This window comes from Pedobacter sp. MC2016-14, assembly GCF_020991475.1.
GTDB lineage: Bacteria > Bacteroidota > Bacteroidia > Sphingobacteriales > Sphingobacteriaceae > Pedobacter.
The window spans coordinates 69,527-89,637 of the sequence record NZ_JAJMPA010000001.1 but is presented as its reverse complement, the minus strand read 5'-3'; the positions used below and the strand labels follow the sequence as shown (position 1 = coordinate 89,637).

8 protein-coding genes are annotated in these 20,111 nt (G+C 42.2%); 7 read left to right on the top strand and 1 reads right to left on the bottom strand.

Annotated features, from left to right (window positions below):
- The first annotated feature begins 11 nt into the window (after nt 1–11).
- From LPB86_RS00375 to LPB86_RS00350, 6 genes are all read left to right on the top strand, one after another.
- Complete coding sequence (locus LPB86_RS00375) at nt 12–1,931, top strand: RagB/SusD family nutrient uptake outer membrane protein (protein ID WP_230640482.1); 1,920 nt, start codon at nt 12–14, stop codon at nt 1,929–1,931.
- Between the two features lie 16 nt (nt 1,932–1,947).
- Nucleotides 1,948–3,126, top strand: coding sequence for a DUF5000 domain-containing lipoprotein (locus LPB86_RS00370; protein ID WP_230640481.1), 1,179 nt, complete (start codon nt 1,948–1,950; stop codon nt 3,124–3,126).
- Between the two features lie 23 nt (nt 3,127–3,149).
- Nucleotides 3,150–4,292, top strand: a complete 1,143-nt coding sequence (locus LPB86_RS00365) for a DUF4998 domain-containing protein (protein ID WP_230640480.1) — start codon at nt 3,150–3,152, stop codon at nt 4,290–4,292.
- A 125-nt stretch (nt 4,293–4,417) separates the two neighbouring features.
- The gene (locus LPB86_RS00360; protein ID WP_230640479.1) at nt 4,418–4,666 is read left to right on the top strand and encodes a hypothetical protein; all 249 of its coding nucleotides are present in this window, start codon (nt 4,418–4,420) and stop codon (nt 4,664–4,666) included.
- Between the two features lie 34 nt (nt 4,667–4,700).
- Nucleotides 4,701–5,138: an Rrf2 family transcriptional regulator gene (locus LPB86_RS00355; RefSeq protein WP_230640478.1), complete on the top strand. Its 438-nt coding sequence runs from the start codon at nt 4,701–4,703 to the stop codon at nt 5,136–5,138.
- 95 nt (nt 5,139–5,233) lie between these two features.
- Nucleotides 5,234–6,817, top strand: coding sequence for a S8 family peptidase (locus tag LPB86_RS00350; protein WP_230640477.1), 1,584 nt, complete (start codon nt 5,234–5,236; stop codon nt 6,815–6,817).
- A 71-nt stretch (nt 6,818–6,888) separates the two neighbouring features.
- Here LPB86_RS00350 and LPB86_RS00345 read toward each other — a convergent pair whose 3' ends face one another.
- The gene (locus tag LPB86_RS00345) at nt 6,889–9,429 is read right to left on the bottom strand and encodes a hypothetical protein (protein ID WP_230640476.1); all 2,541 of its coding nucleotides are present in this window, start codon (nt 9,427–9,429) and stop codon (nt 6,889–6,891) included.
- Between the two features lie 302 nt (nt 9,430–9,731).
- Here LPB86_RS00345 and LPB86_RS00340 point away from each other — a divergent pair, with 302 nt between their 5' ends.
- A complete protein-coding gene (locus LPB86_RS00340) occupies nt 9,732–20,090 on the top strand; it encodes a putative Ig domain-containing protein (protein ID WP_230640475.1) in 10,359 nt (3,452 codons plus the stop codon).
- Nucleotides 20,091–20,111: the final 21 nt, after the last annotated feature.

Here is a 20,111-nt window from a genome sequence, read left to right as displayed (position 1 = left end):
AAACATTAGATATGAAATATTCTAAAAATACAAACTGGTGTGTAAGACTAGCCATTTTAATTTTCGTCTCGATATTTTCGTCTTGTAAGGATTACCTGGATATAGTCCCGGATAGCCTTGCAACCATCGATAATGCATTTACTATGCGCTCGGAGGCGGAAAAATTTTTATATACCTGTTATTCTTACATGCCAAAAGATGGTAACCTGGAACAGGATCCTGCACTACTTGGCGGGGATGAAATTTGGGCAATCAACAACTCTCCAAAACCCAACTTTAGTCATGGGGTATTTAACCTCGCGCTCGGACTTCAGTCTACGGTAAATCCAATTGGAGAAGGTATGTGGGTCAATCTTTATAAAGGGCTTAGAGATTGCAATATATTTTTAGAAAGGATAGGTTCAGTTCCCGACCTCGGAGAACAGGAGCGTAAAGAATGGATTGCAGAAGTGAAGTTTCTTAAAGCGTACTACCATTTTTATCTGGTACGTATGTACGGTCCGATTCCATTGATCAGAGAAAATTTGTCTGCCGATATCAGTATCGCCGATGTGAAAATCGCAAGGGCCCCGGTAGATGAATGTTTTGCATACATCAAGCAACTGTTGGACGAGGCTAAAGATGACCTGCCGCCCAATGTTGTTGATCCGGCAAAAATGCTTGGACGCATCACAAAGCCTATAGTCTATGCTTTAAAAGCTAAAGTAATGGTTACTGCTGCGAGTCCGTTATTTAATGGAAATACAGATCAGGCAACTTTAAGAAATCGTGATGGTACGCAGCTATTTAACCAGCAATTTTCAACAGTAAAATGGGATTCGGCAGTTGTAGCCTGCAAGCAGGCAATTGAGGTATGCCATGCTGCAGGTCACAAATTGTATAAGTACAATCCATCTGTGTCGGTATTTGTGCTTACTGAAGAAATTAAGACGCAACTTAGTTTAAGACTGGCCTTTACAGAGCGATGGAATAGCGAGGTCATTTGGGCAAATACACAAAGCGTTAACAATACAACGCAGAGAATGGCGACTCCAAATGTAAACCCACTTTATCAGGAAAACCCTACTATAGGGTATGAATTAGCACCTCCATTAAAGATCGCGGATATGTTTTATACCAAAAATGGAGTTCCAATAACGGAAGACAATGCATGGAATGCAGCACTGACCCCTACACGGGTGGGCTCAGCTGCAGATCAGCGATATATCAGACTAGATTACGAAACAGCGGGATCAAATTTTGATAGGGAGCCACGCTTTTATGCTGACCTGGGTTTTGACGGTGGTGTTTGGTATGGGCAAGGATATTACAATGATGCAATTCCGTCAGGGACATATTTTGTACAGGCTAAAAAAGGCCAGCTTAACGGGAAATCGAAGCCCGATTATGGATCGATAACTGGTTATTTTATTAAGAAATATGTACATTATCAGAATGTACAAAATTCGGGAGTTTCCGATTACACCGTAACAGCTTATCCCTGGCCCTTAATTCGCCTTCCTCAATTATATTTGATGTATGCTGAGGCGCTAAATGAGCAAGGTGGTCCTGGTGCAGAAGTTCATGAATACATTAACTTGGTTCGTGAACGTGCTGGTTTAAAAACAGTGCGGGAATCCTGGACGAATTACTCAAATAATCCAGGCAAATTTGAAAGTAAGAATGGGATGCAAGAGATCATTCAGCAAGAAACGATGATTGAGCTGGCATTTGAAGGTGCGCGTTTTTGGGACCTAAGGCGGTGGAAGAGAAATATTGTGGAATATAGAAAGCCAATTCAGGGATGGGACATAGAACAATCCACTGCCGCTTTTTATTATCGCAAGAAATTCATTTTTGATCAGCGTTTTGGATTGAAAGACTACTTCTTTCCGATAAGAGATTTTTCCATTACTACTAACCGAAACTTAGTTCAAAATATAGGCTGGTAATTTATAAATAGATATCATGAAAATATTGAATTATATTGTTGTTGCTTTATTATTGAGTATAGTAGGGCAAAGCTGTAAAGAAGATGAGCGGCTAAAATATTTAAATGAAGATGCTCCGGCACCTCAGCAGGTGAGTAATATTAAAGTAGAAAATACCCCGGGTGGCGCTACTGTAACGTATCGGCTAAATGGAGATGAGAATCTTGCTTATGTTAAGGCTGTTTATGAAATTCAGCCAGGTGTATCGAGAGAAAATAAAGCTTCCATTTATACAGATACCTTAAAGTTAGATGGTTTTGGTGATACCAAAGAATATGATGTAAAACTTTATAGTGTAGGTAAAAATGAAAAGGTATCTGAACCTATTGTGGTAAAAATAAAGCCACTTACACCACCCATAGAATTAGCGTATGGTAATCTGAGCCTTGAGCCTGGTTTTGGCGGTGTGAAGATTAGGCTAAAAAATGCATTACAGGCAAATTTGGCTATCGTAGTCGATGCAGATACTGTCTCAAATGGTGTGCTAAGACCGTTACAGACATTTTATTCCAAAGCACCTGAAGTCTCTTTTTCTGTACGTGGATTAAGTTCAAAATCTATGAAATTTTCCGTTTACTTAAGGGATCGCTGGAACAACAAATCATTAGCGATAATCAAAGACCTGACCCCGGTTTTTGAGCAGAAAGTCCCTAAGCCTTTTAAAATTGTGCAATTGCCGACGGATGAATATACCCCTTCTTCCACTTCTACCACTGTAGATAAAATGTGGGATGGTCTGGTTGATCTTGGTATTTTTGCCTCTAGAAATAGTGCAACAATTCCGCAATGGTTCACCGTTGATTTGAATATTCCTGTAGTCATTAGTCGGATGAAAGTCCACCAAAGGTCCTCGCCATTTAATTACACGGGCGCAAGTGTGAAAACATTTGAACTGTATGGCTCTAATAGCCCTGCAACCGACGGCAGTTGGGCCAGCTGGACGTTAATTGGGAAATTCAACTCATTTAAGCCGTCTGGCTTGCCTTTAGGTCAGGTTACCACAGAAGACAATACGTATGGTTTTACTAATGGTGAAGATTTCGAAATGCCAGATATTCCACCGGCGTATAGGTATGTGCGCTTTAAGGCGCTGGAAACTTACGGGGGCGGTGGTCAGATCACCATTGCGGAGATTAGTTTCTGGGGTAAATTGTAATGTTAACCATTAAAAAAAATCAAATGAAAACTAGATTATATATAATAATGGCAATTGCAGGTGGGTGTGCTTTTATGGCCTGTAAAAGAATGGATAGTACATATAAACAATATGTTGTAAATAGTGGTGTTATCTATCCTGGAAAGGCAACTGCCCCTGTGCTGCATTCTGGCGACAACAGGGTTAGAATTACCTGGTTAAGAGGCTCCGATCCTAAAGTGGTAAGAGCAAAGGTCTATTGGAATAATTATACTGATTCTATTGAATTTGCTGTCCCAGCGGATAAGGACACTGTAGGAATTACCATTCCCAACGTACCTGAGAATTTTTACTCTTTCATTATCAAAACTTTTGATAGCAAGGGTAACGTATCTGTTCCGGTGGAGCTGTCTGGCAGCGTGTATGGTGAGCGATATCGGTCAAATTTGCTTCCAAGGCCATTGCTGACCAATACTGTCAATCTTGCTAATACATTGGGACTTCAATTCAATGATTTACCCTCAGGGACAACGATTGTTGGATCGGAGGTGGAATATACTACCACCACAAATTTGCTTAAGGTTGTACGGGTTAAAGCATCAGATCTTGCTTTGCAGCTTGCAGACTATAAAAAAGGAACTAGCTATCGCATTAGGACCCTACATCTGCCCGATCCTGTTGCTTTAGATACTTTTAGAACCAACTACCAGGTTGTAAACGAGCTTTCTCCTGTTAAAAGCCAGTTGTCAGTGATTGCTTATTCTTCCTATAATACAACGGATACTCCAGTTGGCTTCAGTGCACCGGCCAATCTGTTGGATGGCAATCAAAATACCAGATGGCTTTCACTTACCACTTTGTCTTACCCTCATTTTGTAACAATCGATTTGGGTACCCAGCGGACAATCAAAACCATCAGTTTATGGAGGTGGACAATAGCCCCTACAGCTACTGTACCCGTTCCTGTTCCAGACGAGCGGGGACCGGATGTTGTGAAGTTCCAGGGAAGTGTTGATAATGTAAACTGGATAGATTTGGGCGGGAATTTCAACTTTAACAGACTAACCAGCGCTGAACAAAAATTCACAATCCCTGGCTTGCCAGAAGTTCGTTACATAAAGTTAACGGCCGTAAGTGGTCCCCAGAAATTTGTAATCTTAGGAGAAATTAACTTTGGTCTATTGTAATTTCGAATAGATATATATCTTCAAAGGCCTGCATTCATAACGCAGGCCTTTTTTGATGCTAAAAAGACAAGCCCGTCCTGAACAATTGATCCAGATTTGTGTTATAATGTTCAAATCGATTAATTATGACTTACAAGGATTTATTACAGTCGCTAGCAGACAGGGCGGCTACAAATTATACCGCATACTTACAATCTAAAATTGACATCCTGAGCAATCAGGAAGATGGCCTGCTGGCAGATAAAACCAGTCAGTATAAAGATGGCTATGAAACCCTCGAAAAGAAATTTACCGCTGTGCTGGCCATGGTTAAAAATGGTCAGGCTTTGGAAGACACTGTACCCGAAGATGTAGCCGATGATGCTGTTAAATAATTAAGTTTGCCTATCTTTGTAGCTTTGCTATACTATGCTATCAAAGAAAACAAAATATGCAATAAAGGCGCTCGTAGCCTTGGGAAAAAATGTTCAGAATCCACCGATGCAAATTGTGCGGTTGGCGGAGCAGGAAATGATACCAAGGAAGTTTTTAGAACAGATTTTACTAGACCTTAGAAATGCAGGCTATCTGTATAGTAAAAAGGGTGCAGGAGGTGGTTACAGCCTTAATAAGGATGCTAAAGACATTTACCTGGTAGATGTGTTGCGCATTACCGACGGCCCTATTGCTATGGTGCCTTGTGCCAGCATTAAGTTTTATCGGAAATGTGACGAATGCCACGATGAGGTAACTTGCGGAATCCGGAAAACATTTATTGATGTGAGAGATGCTACCCTTAGAATTCTTTCCAACACCTCAGTTGCAGACGTTATTGCCCGCGAAACCACAGACTTCTTAGATATTTAACATCTTTTAACATCCAGAACGCTGTAGTCTTAATCACCTGTACTGCAAATATTGGTTAGCTTTGCCCCGAAAAATTAAAATACATGAATATAATTATGAATAATTTATCCAAAAGAGCCCTTCAGTTGTCTCTTTTAGTGATATTCCCGTTTTTATCTTACGCACAAAAGCCAAACTGGTTTAACCTTGACCTTAAAACAGATACTACTTTCGGTATCAGCACTGAAAAGGCTTATGCCGAGCTGTTGAAGGGAAAAAAATCTAAACCTGTTTTAGTAGGTGTACTAGATGGTGGCGTAGATTATAACCACGAAGACCTGAAAAGAATTGTTTGGGTAAATAAGAGAGAAATTGCCGGAAACGGAAAGGATGATGATAAAAATGGATATATAGATGATATCCACGGATGGAATTACCTTGGCTCTGCTAAAGGCTCTGTAGCTCATGAGACGCTTGAGTTGACAAGGTTGCTTAGAAGAGACCGTAAGAAATTTGAAAACGTAGATGCTGTATCAGTAGCTCCGGCAGATAAAGAAGCATATGAAGCTTATCAGAAAATGAAAGCCAAATACGATGAAGAAGTAGCAGAAGCGAAAGGAATTACCGCCAATATTGAAGGCTTTAAAAATGTAGTGGATGGAGTGGTTAAAAAAATTGGCAAAGAAAACCCAACCCTGGGAGATTTTCAAAGCTTCCAGGCCGTAACGCCAATGGAAACCAGAATTAAAACGGTATTGATTTCACAATTGCAAGAAGGTGGTACGTTTAAGGATTTTTATGATGCACAGATCCTAAAAGGTCTGGAGCACTATAAATCATCTTTAGATTACAACTTAAACATGGATTATGATCCGCGTCCCGAACTTGTTGGTGATAACTATGCAGACAGCAAAGAGCGTTTTTATGGCAATAGCGATATCAAAGGCCCTGATGCAAGTCATGGTACCCACGTTGGAGGGATCATAGCAGCCGACCGTACCAATAATTTAGGTATCAAAGGTGTTGCTGATAATGTACAGATTATGGGTGTACGTGCCGTTCCGGATGGTGATGAACGTGACAAAGATGTTGCTAATTCTATCCGTTATGCAGTAGATAATGGTGCTAAAGTTTTGAACATGAGTTTTGGTAAAGCATATTCATGGGATAAGGCGGCAGTTGATGCAGCTGTTAAGTATGCCATGAGCAAAGATGTGTTGTTGGTACAGGCAGCAGGTAACGACAATAAAGACATTGACAAAGAAACCAATTTCCCAAACCGTAAATACTTAACTGGAGAAACTGCTGCGGCATATCTTGTAGTTGGTGCTTCCGGACCAAAAGATGACGAGACTTTAAAAGCAGACTTTTCTAATTTTGGAAAAACAGCGGTAGATGTTTTTGCACCAGGTGTAAACATTTATTCTACCATCCCTGAAGGAAAATATGCAAGCTTTAACGGAACAAGTATGGCTGCTCCTGTAGTTGCTGGTTTAGCGGCATTGATTCGTTCATACTATCCAAAACTTACTGCTTTACAGGTTAAGGAGATCATTATGAAATCCGTTGTTAAAGTAAACCACAACGTTACTTATAAAGTAGGAGAGGAAGATAAGTCTGTTCCATTTTCAGACCTTTGCATTAGCGGAGGTATTGTGAACGCTTACAATGCTTTAAAATTAGCTGCTACTTATAAATAGCCATAATTGCCATTTACAAAACAGCCCCTTCCAGATTTGGAAGGGGCTGTTTTGTTTTTATGAATTTTGCCTTAGCTAAGAATCTCTTTGGCAATAGGAAACAATTGAACCGGGATGCCCTTGTCTTCCAGAAAGCAAAGCCTTTCGTATTTGTATTCATTGGCTTTCACTACATCATTAGCCTGTGTATATATACTGATAATCAAATTATAAACCTTTAGGCAATTTAAGTTAAGCTCATACTTCTTCAGGATGTCAATTACATCTTCTGCATAAGAAACTGCTTTTGCATACTCCTGTCTGTTCCTGCTTTGCTCTGCCTTATAAATGGAAAACAATGTTTCTGAATATTTGGTCATTGTAGCAGCCGTTTTATTTTTCAGAATGCTACACAAGATGCGCTCAATCTGATCGGCTTTTTTTCCTGGCTGTGTTCTGGAAAGCGCTGTGCCCAGAATATTTAGCATATATACCGTGAAAGGCGACCGTCCGCAAAATATTTGAGGGTGCCTGGCACCCATGGTCTCAATAATTTTTACAGCTTTTTGCTGCGTTCCGTAAAACAAATTTACAGCTAACGCTAATATATAACTGATCGCATCCTTTGTTTTTAAAGGTATTACAGGGCTCAAATCCAGACCTTTTAAATGGATGATATTACTGGCCGCCTCATTAGCGGTAATGCTGGTATCGGTAATCTTTTGGTAAATCACCTCGATAGCTACAAAAGGATCTACAATCCAATCTTTACTCAGCGTCCGGTATTTTGCCAGTTGCTCAATCCTTTCTAATATTTTATCCCTGTTTAAGCTTAAAATGTCGGGGATTGCAAGGATGCTCTGGTATACCAATGCAGATTCATCAGTGTCTGCAATTTCCAGCAAAGCCGCAATGGCCTCTTTGTAACAATTGTCAATCAAATCAAAGCTCGTTAATTCTTTGATGATGGACTCATGAAGACGGTGTTCTTTGATCAGTTCATAGGTGTCTGAATGCGTATTGATTCTATATTTTAGGTTTTCGGCCGTAAATAACATAAGGTAATTCTTTTCATAAGTGTTTAGACCAAGGGTAAAAACACTGGTCAGCATTTTGAAGTCCCCAATCTTAATTAAGAACCGTATTGCCCACTGTAATATGATAAAATATACCTGATTATTAGCATACTCTTTCTTAATGTAATCAAATACGGATGTCCCAATATTCAGGTTAAATTTTTCAAGAATTTCAATGAACAAAAAGTATTCAAAAATATGAGGATGAACAAAGCGAACAACTTCCTGTGGATGTGCATTTTCAAAACGTTTCTCTTCCATCAAAATTCCGTCGGCAAGTAACTCCATATAGGCGTTCGTGAAAGCCGACAATTCATTGATGAGTTCACTTTTTAATACAGAACTCCCTTTATCCCCATACGCTGTGAGCAGAATAATTTTTTTAAGGAACAAGATCTTTTCCGTATAATAATTAGAGCGGTAAATCTTTTCCTGGATAAATCTGGAAATCAGCTCGTAAAAGGAAAGATTTGTGTAATAATTAAAATTAGGGTCTTCTTCATTTAGTTGATAATACAACTGAATATGAAAAGGGAATTTAAGCTGTGCCTTTAGCTTTTGATTGATCTCTTTTCCATCCAGGATAGGCATTCTGGAAACAATCTGGTCAACCTCTTTAGCGGTTAGTGGGGGTACATTAGAAACATCATTCATGTTAAAATAATTACCTCTAAACCATACCGACTTCAAATAAGATGAGTGACGCATCCGCTCATAAAACCTGATCCAGGTAGTACAACGCATACTCATCACTACCTTTATATTCTCCGTATCCTCCAGGGCACATATGAAGTTAATGATGCTGTCAAAAATTTGCTCCTTAATTTCTCTTTTTAAAATCACTTCTCCAAAGCCATCTAAAATAATAATAAGCTTTGCACCCGCGGGTTTGTAATACAGGTCTACATATTGAAGCATGTTTTCCTTTGCCGGTATTCCAAGTTGTTCCTTTAGCCGTTCTTCCAAATTAAAAGGCCGGTCTTCAGTAATCAGATTATAGATGTTGCTGAAAAAAACGGTAGAATTTTTATAAGGAGAATCATCGGCTAAGAAAGTAGATTCCACAAGATGGCTCAACAGGGTGGTTTTTCCATAACCCGGTTGGGCAATGAAAGAAGTAAAGCGGAAGTTGCTGTTGTAGAAGAATTGAAAGTCATGCTCAGCAAATTTTCTGCCGATGGTCAAATCATAAGGGAGCCCGGACCTGTTTCTAATACCTTTTAGCGTGTATTCTGTGATTTTTGTAGCAGCCGTGTGTATTTCTTTCCTGGGCGTATTAACGATCAGCGCTTTGTTGTACTCTGCAGTTACAGGCTCCATCAAATGAACCTGGTCTACATATTCGAATAAAGTTGTGAGCGTAAATCGTGAAAAATTATGCTTTGCAACAGCGAAGCCAAAAAGCCTTTTTATAGTGGTTTCACTAACAGTTTTATTGAGCGTTTTGGTAATTTCTATCGAAATTCTTTTACAGTCCCCCGGAGTAATTGCACGTATGTCTAATTTGGACAATATTAAGCTCTTCAGCTCATTTATTTTAAATATTTCGTCCTTCATTCCACTTCGTTAATTTATTATCTGGTTATACAAAACTAAGATAAGCCATTATGTGCAGAATATGAACAACTATTTAGGCTAAGGAAATATTTGGTGGATTTGACAAAATGAGTAAAAAACTGAAAAACAGCTATTTATTACTGTAGTGGCGCATGAATGTTACATAAGCACAAGTGGAAATGAACAGAATGAATAGCCTTAACCACCACTCAATTTGAATGAACAACATGAATAATTGGATAAGGCCCTCCTATACTTAAAATTGTAGCAAAGTATTTATGTTGACCTCAATTCCCAAATCTATGAGCTGGAAATTTACATTATCCCAAAAACGAAACAGTTGTTACCTGTTGTTTTTAATCAGTGTATTAATAACGCTGTCAGGATCGAAATCGTATGCCCAAACCAGAATTTATGCAAACAGCACTGGTTATGTGAGCCCAAATGGTATGTCGTCACTTCTTGGTTGTGGCGGATTAGGTTTGGCACCCTGTTACAATACCGTGTCTGTGGAGAATCCTGCAAATGCAATTGTAAATAACGAAACCTTTGCACGTGTAAAATCGGGTTCCGGACTTGCACTCAACATTGGTGCTTTCCAGGGAGAGTTAGAGCTTATATTTCCTGCTACTGTAAATGCAGGCGTAACCTCCTATATCCGCATCAATAACAATACGCCGGATTTACTGAAAAGCTTATTGGGAGGTAACCTGGGAAATGTGCTTGCAGGTACTGTAGGCTCTATAGCATTGGGCAATCGTTACTTTGAGGCAGGGGCCCGGATGGGTACGGGAAGTGTTAATAATGTACTTTCCGGAAATAGTTCTGCCGCATTTATGACGGATAACATTAAACTTATAAGAGATGTTAATGGATACTATTACATTGCAATAACACCAGCAGCGGCTTACGATCGTGTGTATATAAAGGATTTTACCAATGCTTTAGTGGGGTTGGGGGCCAGCAGTTATACTGATGTATACTATGCCTTTCATGGCAGTGGTACAGATCCCTGCGCTCAGGGCTTTGCCACTTCGTTTGAGGGTACAGGCTTAAGCCTGGATCTTTTGGGTGTAGGAAAAGCGGGCGTAACAAATCCCGAACATGCCATAGATGCCGATCAAAATAACTTCTCCGAAATTAGCCTGGGCATCCTGAATGCCGCGGGTACCATGAGTCAGGATATTTACTTTGAAACCCTAACTAAAGCTGGAGACGATATTAACCTCCGCGTTAAAGCACCAGCAGCTTTATTAAATGTAGGATTGTTGGCTAACTTATCAATTACACCTTATAATGGCAGCATAGCGGGCACCACACAAAGCTTTTCGGGCAATGCTTTATTAACCCTTGATTTGCTGGGCTTGCTAAATAGCGGCGAAGTGGTAACCGTCCCTTTTAATTCACCTACAGCTTTTAACAGGGTAAAAATTACGCTCAGCTCGCTGATTAGTGCCAGCTTAACACAAACAGTAGAATTGTATGCTGCTTACCGCTCTGCAGCAAGGCCAACTTTTAATACTGCAACAAGCCCTAATGCGCTATCTATATGTAACGGTACTGCTGCCAACTTAAAGGCCATCACCACCAATGATAATGAGCTGCTTTGGTATGATGTAGCTACAGGAGGTATCCCAACTGTAACCGCATTTGATGGTTCTTTCCCTACGCCAGCTTTAACAGCTACAAAAACATATTATGTAGCTGCAAGAAGAATTAACTGTACCACAGAGTCTGTTCGGGTGCCCATTACGGTAACTGTAAATCCTGCAATTACATTTGCAACTACTACGCTGAGCAATGCCACTGTATCTGCGGCTTATTCTAAACAAATTACAGCGGCAACTGGTGGTACACCATCCTTTACCTATGCACTTGCGCCAGGTAGTACACTTCCTGCAGGTTTAACCTTATCTTCGGGAGGAGTTATTGGTGGTACGCCAACAGCAACTGTTACCGCCAAAGCCTTTTCCATTATTGCAACAGACAGCAAAGGTTGTACTGCAACGGCTAATTTTACATTAACTACCACGCCGGCACTCAGCATTGCCGCAATGACATTGCCTAATGGAACAGTTGGAATACCGTATATAACGCAAACCCTCCCTGCAGCTACAGGTGGCACGGGCCCATACACGTATTCCGCACCTGCATCAAGTCTTCCCCCCGGACTACAATTTAATGAATTAACACGCCAAATAACAGGTACACCTACATTGGCCAATCCTGATGTAAATCCAGCGGTACCTTATACCATTCCGGTAACCGTTACAGATGCCAATGGCTACAGTACTACGGTTAGTTATACCATTCTGGTAAAAGATCCACTGGTATTGCCTGCGGCATCTTTAGCCAATGGTACAACAAACAAACTGTACACCACGCAGACTATTCCGCTGGCTACAGGTGGTACCAAGCCTTATACCTATTCAGCGCCTGCATCAAGTTTGCCTCCTGGCTTAACCTTTAACGCTTTAACACGCGAAATTTATGGTACCCCAACTACTGCCGGAAACTATACTATTCCGGTTACTGTACAGGACGCAGAAAATAAAACAACAGTTAGAAATTACACCATCGCCATCAAAGATCCTTTGGCATTGGCTTCCGGAAGCCTTCCAGATGGAACTGTGAATGTTGCTTATCCTGCTCAAACCATTCCGGAAGCAACCGGTGGAAGCCCCGGATATACTTACTCCGTATCCAATCTTCCAAACAACCTTACTTTTAATGCCACTACCCGGGTGATATCTGGTGTGCCGGCAGCATCTGGTACCTATACCATTGCTGTTACTGCAAGAGATCAGGACCTGACTACGGTTACTGCGCAATATACCCTTAAAATAGCCGGACAGATTAACCTGCCTGCGGCCAGTTTGCCAAATGGCACGGTAGATATTGCTTATAGCCCGGTAACTTTGCCGGCGGCCACAGGAGGTGTTACACCTTATATATATTTGGCTACCAACCTGCCTCCGGGAATAACTTTTAATCCTTTAACCCGCCAGCTTGCTGGTACGCCAACTGTGGGCGGTACTTATATTATTTCTTTAAGGGCTACTGACCTTAGTTTAAATACAACTGTTACCGATTACACGCTGATGGTAACCGTAGCCAATCCTGTAGTTGCAGGTACTACCATATGTAGTGGTAGGTCGGCAACACTTACCGTAACTAACAATCAGCCTAATGTTACTTACCGCTGGTATGCTTCAACAGGTAGTGCGGTAATTGCTACGGGGACAAGTTTTCCAACAGGAAACCTAACTGCTACTACAACCTATTATGTGGAAGGCGCTTCTGGTACCGCAGTAAGTAACAGGATAGCTGTTGTTGTTGCCGTTACCCCGGCTCCACAACAACCTGTAGTAGCCACCAATAAAACCATTAGTTCAGGATCTTCTACTACTTTAGAGGCCAGCACCACAGATGGCAGTACCATTAACTGGTATGCAAATGCAACCGGTGGAAACGCCATTGGCAGTGGGCCAACCTATACCACCGGTAACTTAACCAGCAGCACTACCTTTTACGCAGAGTCGGTAAGTTCATCAGGTTGTACCAGTGCAGCAAGAACACCGGCCTTGGTTACGGTAACTACAGGTACACCAAATTCAAGCTGTAATGCAGCAACTTCTCAGGAAACTGGTGTAAACGGCATTTGCTTGTTGTGTTCTGTAGAAGGTGCAGGAAATTCTACCGATAATAACCCTAATAACTTTACTAAAATTAACCTGGTAGTTGGCGTAGGCGTTACAGGATACCAACGACTTATTTTCCAGAACCCTGGCTTAGCTACAGATAGCGTACGTTTAGATCTGGAAACCCCAACCGGATTATTAGACCTGAGTGTGCTCGGTGGCATTACCATCAATGTAATGAACGCTGGCAACATTGTTAGAACTTATACTTTAAATTCTAACCTGCTGGATTTAAAATTATTAAGCAGCAACAGGTTCCTGGCTACTTTTGTAGCCGGTGCAGCCTTTGATCGTGTTGAAGTTCGGTTCGGGGCAACCGTTTCCGCCCTCAGCAACCTGAGCATTTATGGTGCAAAAATTATTTACCCTAACCCTACAGTTACCGCTGGAAATCAAACCATCTGTTATAACGGCACCGCTGTTATAACAGCAACGCCAAACGGGGGCACTACTTTGAGCTTCTATGACGCACCAACAAACGGAAATTTAATTCCTGTTAGCAATAACAGCTTCACAACACCGGCATTAACCGCTACTACCACCTATTATATACAGGTAAATAAACCAGGTTGCGCAAATGATGAACGTGTACCAGTAACCATTACGGTTACGCCGCTTCAGGCAGTTCCTGTACTGGCTACCATTGCACCAGTTTGCGCGGGCTCATCTACCATTTTATCTGTAAGCAACCCACAAGCGGGCAGTACTTATAGATGGTACAGCACAGCAACGGCTACTCCCGGCGAAACACCATTGTTTACCGGAGCAGATTTTACCACCCCCGTGTTAAATGCCAATACTACTTATTATGTAGAAGCATCAAACGGAAACTGCATTAGTGCTACTCGTGCTGCAGCAGCGGTAACCGTAACCCCACGCCCTTTATTACCGGTAGTTCAGGCTTCAGCATCAACTGTTAATCCTGGTCAAACAGCTGTTTTAACCGCTACCTCTACAGAGAGCAATGTTACCTTTAGATGGTACACTTCGGCAGCAGCTACCACAGCAGTGTATACAGGCGCTACCTATGTAACGCCACCACTATTTACCTCTACTACTTATTATGTAGAAACGGTGTCAGCTTCGGGTTGTACTTCTCCCGGCCGTGTTCAAATTACAGTTGCTGTAAATAATGGAGGTTCGCCGGATCCTGTTGCCTGCGAAGCAGCGGTGTCAGAAACCAATGGTGTAGATGGTGGTATCCTTACGCTGCTGGCAGGGGTAAGCAATCCTGGCCTTGCCATAGATAATGATAAAAGCACCGCTTCTACCTTGTTGATGCCGGTTGGTGTAGTGGGTGCATCAACCTGGCAAAGAGCTGGCTTTACAGGCTTGTCTACCATAGGTGACACCGTTCGTGTGCGCCTTACCACAGGTGGTACTTTACTATCTGCAGCGGTGCTGGGACGAATTTCGGTGACGTCATACAATGGAGCTACAAGTAACAATGATGCCATATTTTTAAACAACAGTTTATTAAATATTCAGCTGCTTAGCGGAGGTACAGATGCCTTGATTACTTTAGTACCAAGCCTTCCATTTGACGGTGTAGAAGTACGTCTGGCTTCAGGCTTACTCGGCGCGTTAAATTCTGTTAACTTTAACTATGCTCAGCGTATCTTGCAAACTCCGGTAGTAACCGCATCAAGTGTAACTGCTTGTCCGGGTACAACAGCTTCACTCGCTGTAAGCAATACCCCACAAGCAGGCATTGTTTATAAATGGTACAATGCTACGGGTACCTTCCTGGCAGATGGGGATACATTTACCACACCAGTTATTACAGCAAGTACTGTATTTTATGTTGAAGCTACCCGCAATGGTTGCGCAAGCGCAAGAACAGCTGTAAATGTAACCTTAACACCAATACCCCAAAATCCGATATTACTTTCCAATACTGTTCAAACCTGTGCAAACTCAAACCTTACCTTCCAGGTGCAAAATCCTGAAGCCGGCGTAACTTATAAATGGTTTAAAGACGGAGCAGAGATTTTAGGGGAAACTACAGCTACGCTTAACGTAACGGGAATTACAACCAATGCAACTTACACTGTGCAGGCTATAAATACTGCATGTGCTACAACTTCGGCAGCAAATGCCTCTGTAACCGTTACCGTTGGTACATTGGCGCCGCCAATACTAACTCCTGCTGCGGTAACCATTAACGCTGGCGAGCAAACCATTTTAACAGCCAGTTCTGTTACTACTGGTTTAACTTACAGCTGGTATACAGAAAATCCGGTAACTAACCCTGGGGCGCTGGAAGTGTCAACGCCTACAAACGGTCAGAATGGAACCTTCCTTACACCAGCATTAACCACTCAAACAACCTATTATGTGATTGCCAGAAATACAGCTCCGGGTGGATGTACATCAGCTCCAGCTATTGCTGTAGTAAGCGTGTTGCCTCCAACCTCAACGGTTGGTGTGCCTTGCGAGGCGGCTACCGGTCAGGAAAACGATAAAGGAGGTTTGGTTTCTGTACTTGCAGGAGTAAGCAACCCAGGTTTTGTATTCGACAACAACATCAACTCTGGTTCTACGCTAATGGTTCCTGTAGGCATCGGTTCCTTCGTTTACCAAAGAGCAATTTTTACAGGTAACTCTTATACTGGAGATAAGCTTAAAGTAAGTTTAACTTCTCCATCAGCACTATTATCAGCTTCAGTATTGCCAAGTCTTACTTTAACTACCTACAAAGGCGGTGTAAGTAACAACGACGCGATGACATTGAGCAATCCACTTTTAAATGTTCAGTTATTGAGCGGAGGTTCTGAAGCCACTATTGAATTTACGCCAAATGCTGTATTTGACAGAGTAGAGATCAGGTTAAACTCAGGCTTACTTGGAGCGCTTACCTCAGTTAATTTTAACTATGCGCAACGCATTATTGCAGCACCGGCAGTTTCTGCCACTACGGCAATTTCATGCGGTGGTACAGGAGCAGTACTTACTGTGCTTAATCCTCAAACTGATGGTTCTGTTGTTTATAAATGGTATAGCGGCAGCACTTACCTAACCGGTAAAGATGGGGCCAGTTATACCACGGATGCCGCATTAGCTGCGGGAAGCTATGATTACTTTGTATCAGCCACCAGAAACGGCTGCGAAAGTCCAAAAACAAAAGTAACGGTAACCGTAGCACCAAAACCATTGCCTCCGGTGGCTTCAGCAGGAAACCCTGCAACTGTGTGTGCCAATACTTCAGTTACGTTAAATGTAGATCCTGTTGCGGGGATTACGTTTAACTGGTATAATGCTGCAACAGCAGGTACCTCATTGGTACTCAACAACAGCAGTTATACGGTACCGGCAAACATGCCGGCAGGTGTTTACGATTTCTATGTAGAGGCCGTTAACGCTGATGGTTGCGCGAGTGATTCACGTACAAAAATTACCTTAACCATTAATGATTACGCGGCTGCGGCTGATGTGATTATTGCCAATCAAAACGCATGTCTGGGTGCAGCTGTGGTGCTAAGCCCAACCAGCACTACGGTAACCAATCCTGTATTTACCTTTTATACCAATGCAGATAAAACAGGACCAATTACAACAGGGGTTACAGCAAATGGAATCCTGACCCTAACAGGCCTGACATCGGGAACATATACTTATTACATTGCTGTAAGCGGAACAAATAAATGTGAAAACACGGCCAATACGCTAAAACCAGTAACTGTTACTGTAAACAGCGGTGCCACTGCCGCAGATATTACCCTGGCCAACCAGAATGTATGTGAAGGTTCTACGGTAGTACTTGCGCCAACCACAACCGTATTGAATCCTGTGTTTACCTATTATGCCAACGCCAATAAAACAGGTCAGATTACCACTGGCATAACCGGAAATGGCATCCTTACTTTAACAGGATTAACTGCAGGTACCTATACTTATTATGTTGCAGTGAGCGGAAGTAACAGGTGCGAAAATGCAGCTGGGGCCCTCAAAGCCGTTACTGTAACTGTAAATGCAGTGGCTACACCAGCCGATATCGTAATCGCCGATCAGAGTGCGTGTTTTGGTTCGCCGGTTGTATTAATGCCGTCCAGCACCACTGTTACCAATTCTGTATTTACTTACTATGCAAATCCAGATAAAACTGGTCAGATTACTGCAGGAGTAACCGGAAATGGTACGCTGTCTGTAAGTGGGTTAACTCCGGGAGTATACAGGTATTATATTGCCGTAAGAGGAAGTAATAGATGCGAAAGTGATGCTGGAGCACTAAAAATGGTAACCATAACTGTAAATGGGCCAGCAACGGCAGCTGATATTGTTATAGCCAATGTAAATGCATGTTTAGGATTGCCAATTGTGCTTACACCAGGCAGCACAACAGTAACTAGTCCTGTATTTACTTTTTACGCCAATGCAGATAAAACAGGGCCTATTACCACTGGTGTAACTGGTAATGGTGTATTAACGCTTAGTGGCCTAACAGCAGGTACATACACTTATTACATCGCTGTATCAGGAGCAAATAAATGTGAAAATGCAGCAGGAGCGCTAAAAGCTGTAACTGTAACTGTAAATGGGGCAGCAGGTCCAGCCGATATTGCGATAAATGACCAAAGCGTTTGTCCGGATGTACCGGTAGTGTTGGTGCCAACCAGTCCTACAGTAACCAGCCCCGTATTTACCTTCTACGCTAATGCAGATAAAACCGGGCCTATTACCGCAGGTGTAACCGGCAACGGAACCCTGACTTTAAATAACCTGGCTTCTGGTACTTATACCTATTACATTGCGGTAAGTGGTGCAAATAAATGCGAAAATCCATCAGGAGCTTTAAAAGCAGTTACTGTTGTGGTTAAGGGATCTGCCGTAGCTGCCGATATCGCCATTGTAAACCAAACCATTTGTGAAGGTTCACTAGCTGTTCTAACGCCAACCAGTACTACGGTAACCAATCCTGTGTTTACCTTCTATGGCAATGCAAACCGCAGTAATCCGATTACTGCCGGGGTTAGCGGAAGTGGAGTACTTACCTTAAGTGGCCTTGCTCCAGGTACCTATACCTATTATATTGCAGTAAGTGGTAGCAATAAATGTGAAAATTTACCGGCTACACTTAAATCAGTAACTGTAACCGTAAACGGAAACTCTTCAGCTGCGGATATTATCCTGGCAGATCAGACTTCTTGTTCTGGTTCTACTGTAACGCTTACGCCAACCAGTACCACAGTAACCAATCCTGTATTTACTTTCTATTCAAATGCAAATAAAACAGGTTTAATTACCACAGGTGTATCTGGTAATGGTATACTTACTTTAACGGGGTTAACTCCTGGTAACTATGTGTATTATGTTAGTGTAAGCGGAAGTAATAAATGCGAAACACCTGCAGGTGCACTAAAAATGGTAACCGTTACCGCAAAAGGCGGAGCCAATGTTACAGATATTACTGCTGCTGGTCAGGCAATATGCGCAGGCAATACTGCAACCATAACACCGGTAACTACGATTACTAATCCTGTCTTTAATTATTACAGAGACGCCGCCTTAACAGATCTGGCAGGTACAGGACTAAGCTTTACCAGCCCTGTGCTTACGGGTACTACCAACTATTACCTTACTGTAAGCAACAGCACTACCTGTCCTAATGCTATAGGTAAACTGGTTACCATTACCGTAAACCCATTACCTGTTGCACCTGTTGCGGCAAGTACCAGTATTTGCGCTGGAGAGTCTACCATAGTTACGGTAACAAATCCTCAGCCCGGAATAATCTATCAATGGTTTGATGCTTTAACAGGGGGTACACTTTTACAGACAACAGAAATGTTTAATACTGGTGTTTTAACAACTACCACAAGGTACTATGTGCAGGCAGTAAGCACTTCAAATTGTCCAAATGGTGGCGGAAGGGTATTGGTTACGGTAACCGTAACACCTAAACCACTGGTACCTGCAGTAGCTTCGGCAAATGTGCAGGTATGTAACGGAAGCACAGCAGTACTAACAGTCTCCAGCCCTCAAACAGGGGTTACCTACAACTGGTATAACCTTTCATCGGGTGGTATCATTCAGGGTACGGGCAATAGTTTTACCACACCTGTGATCACTACTCCGGCACAATTTTATGTAGAGGCCGCTTCAGGAACTTGTATCAGTACCTCAAGAACAATGGTTTCGGTAACGCCGGTTGCGGCACCAGTTGCGCCAGCAAGTGTAACCGCAGCAAATACACCATTATGTAGTGGTACTACTACCTTACTAAGCGTTGTTAATCCTGATGCAGCTTTAACCTATCGCTGGTACAGCACTGCAACTAATGGTACAGCTCTAACAACAGGTACTACCTACACACCTACAGCTTTAACAAGTACAACTACGTTCTACGTAGAAGCCGTAAATGCAACAAACTGCAGTAGCAGTAGCAGAACCGCTGTAGTGGTTAATGTATTGCCAGTATTAGGCACACCTGTAATAGCACTGCAAAGCAGCACCATAAACAGCATCACTTTTGGCTGGCCTGCGGTTGCCAATGCAACGGCATATGAAGTATCATTAGACGGACTTACCTGGACTGCTCCATCATCCGGTGCTGCGGGTACTTCCCATACGGTTTCCGGTTTAGCTCCAAATCAGCAGGTTACCTTACGGGTAAGGGCAAGGGGGGCTATTGCCTGCCAAACCAGTGCTTCAGGTAGCCTTACTGCAACAGTAGATAATCCGCTGGGCAATACCTTCTTTGTTCCAAATACCTTTACGCCAAACGGAGATGGTAGAAATGACCTCTTCATGGTTTACGGAAATACGGTTGCCAGAATGAAGATGCGTGTGTACAGTCAGTGGGGTGCATTTATTTATGAGTCCAACAGTCAGCAAAATGGCTGGGACGGTACATACAAAGGAATGCTGCAACCAAATGGTGTATATGTTTACTATGTTGAAATCACCTTTAATGATGGTACAACAGGCATGAAAAAAGGAACAATAACGCTGTTAAGATAAATGAACGTTCACCTGATAATA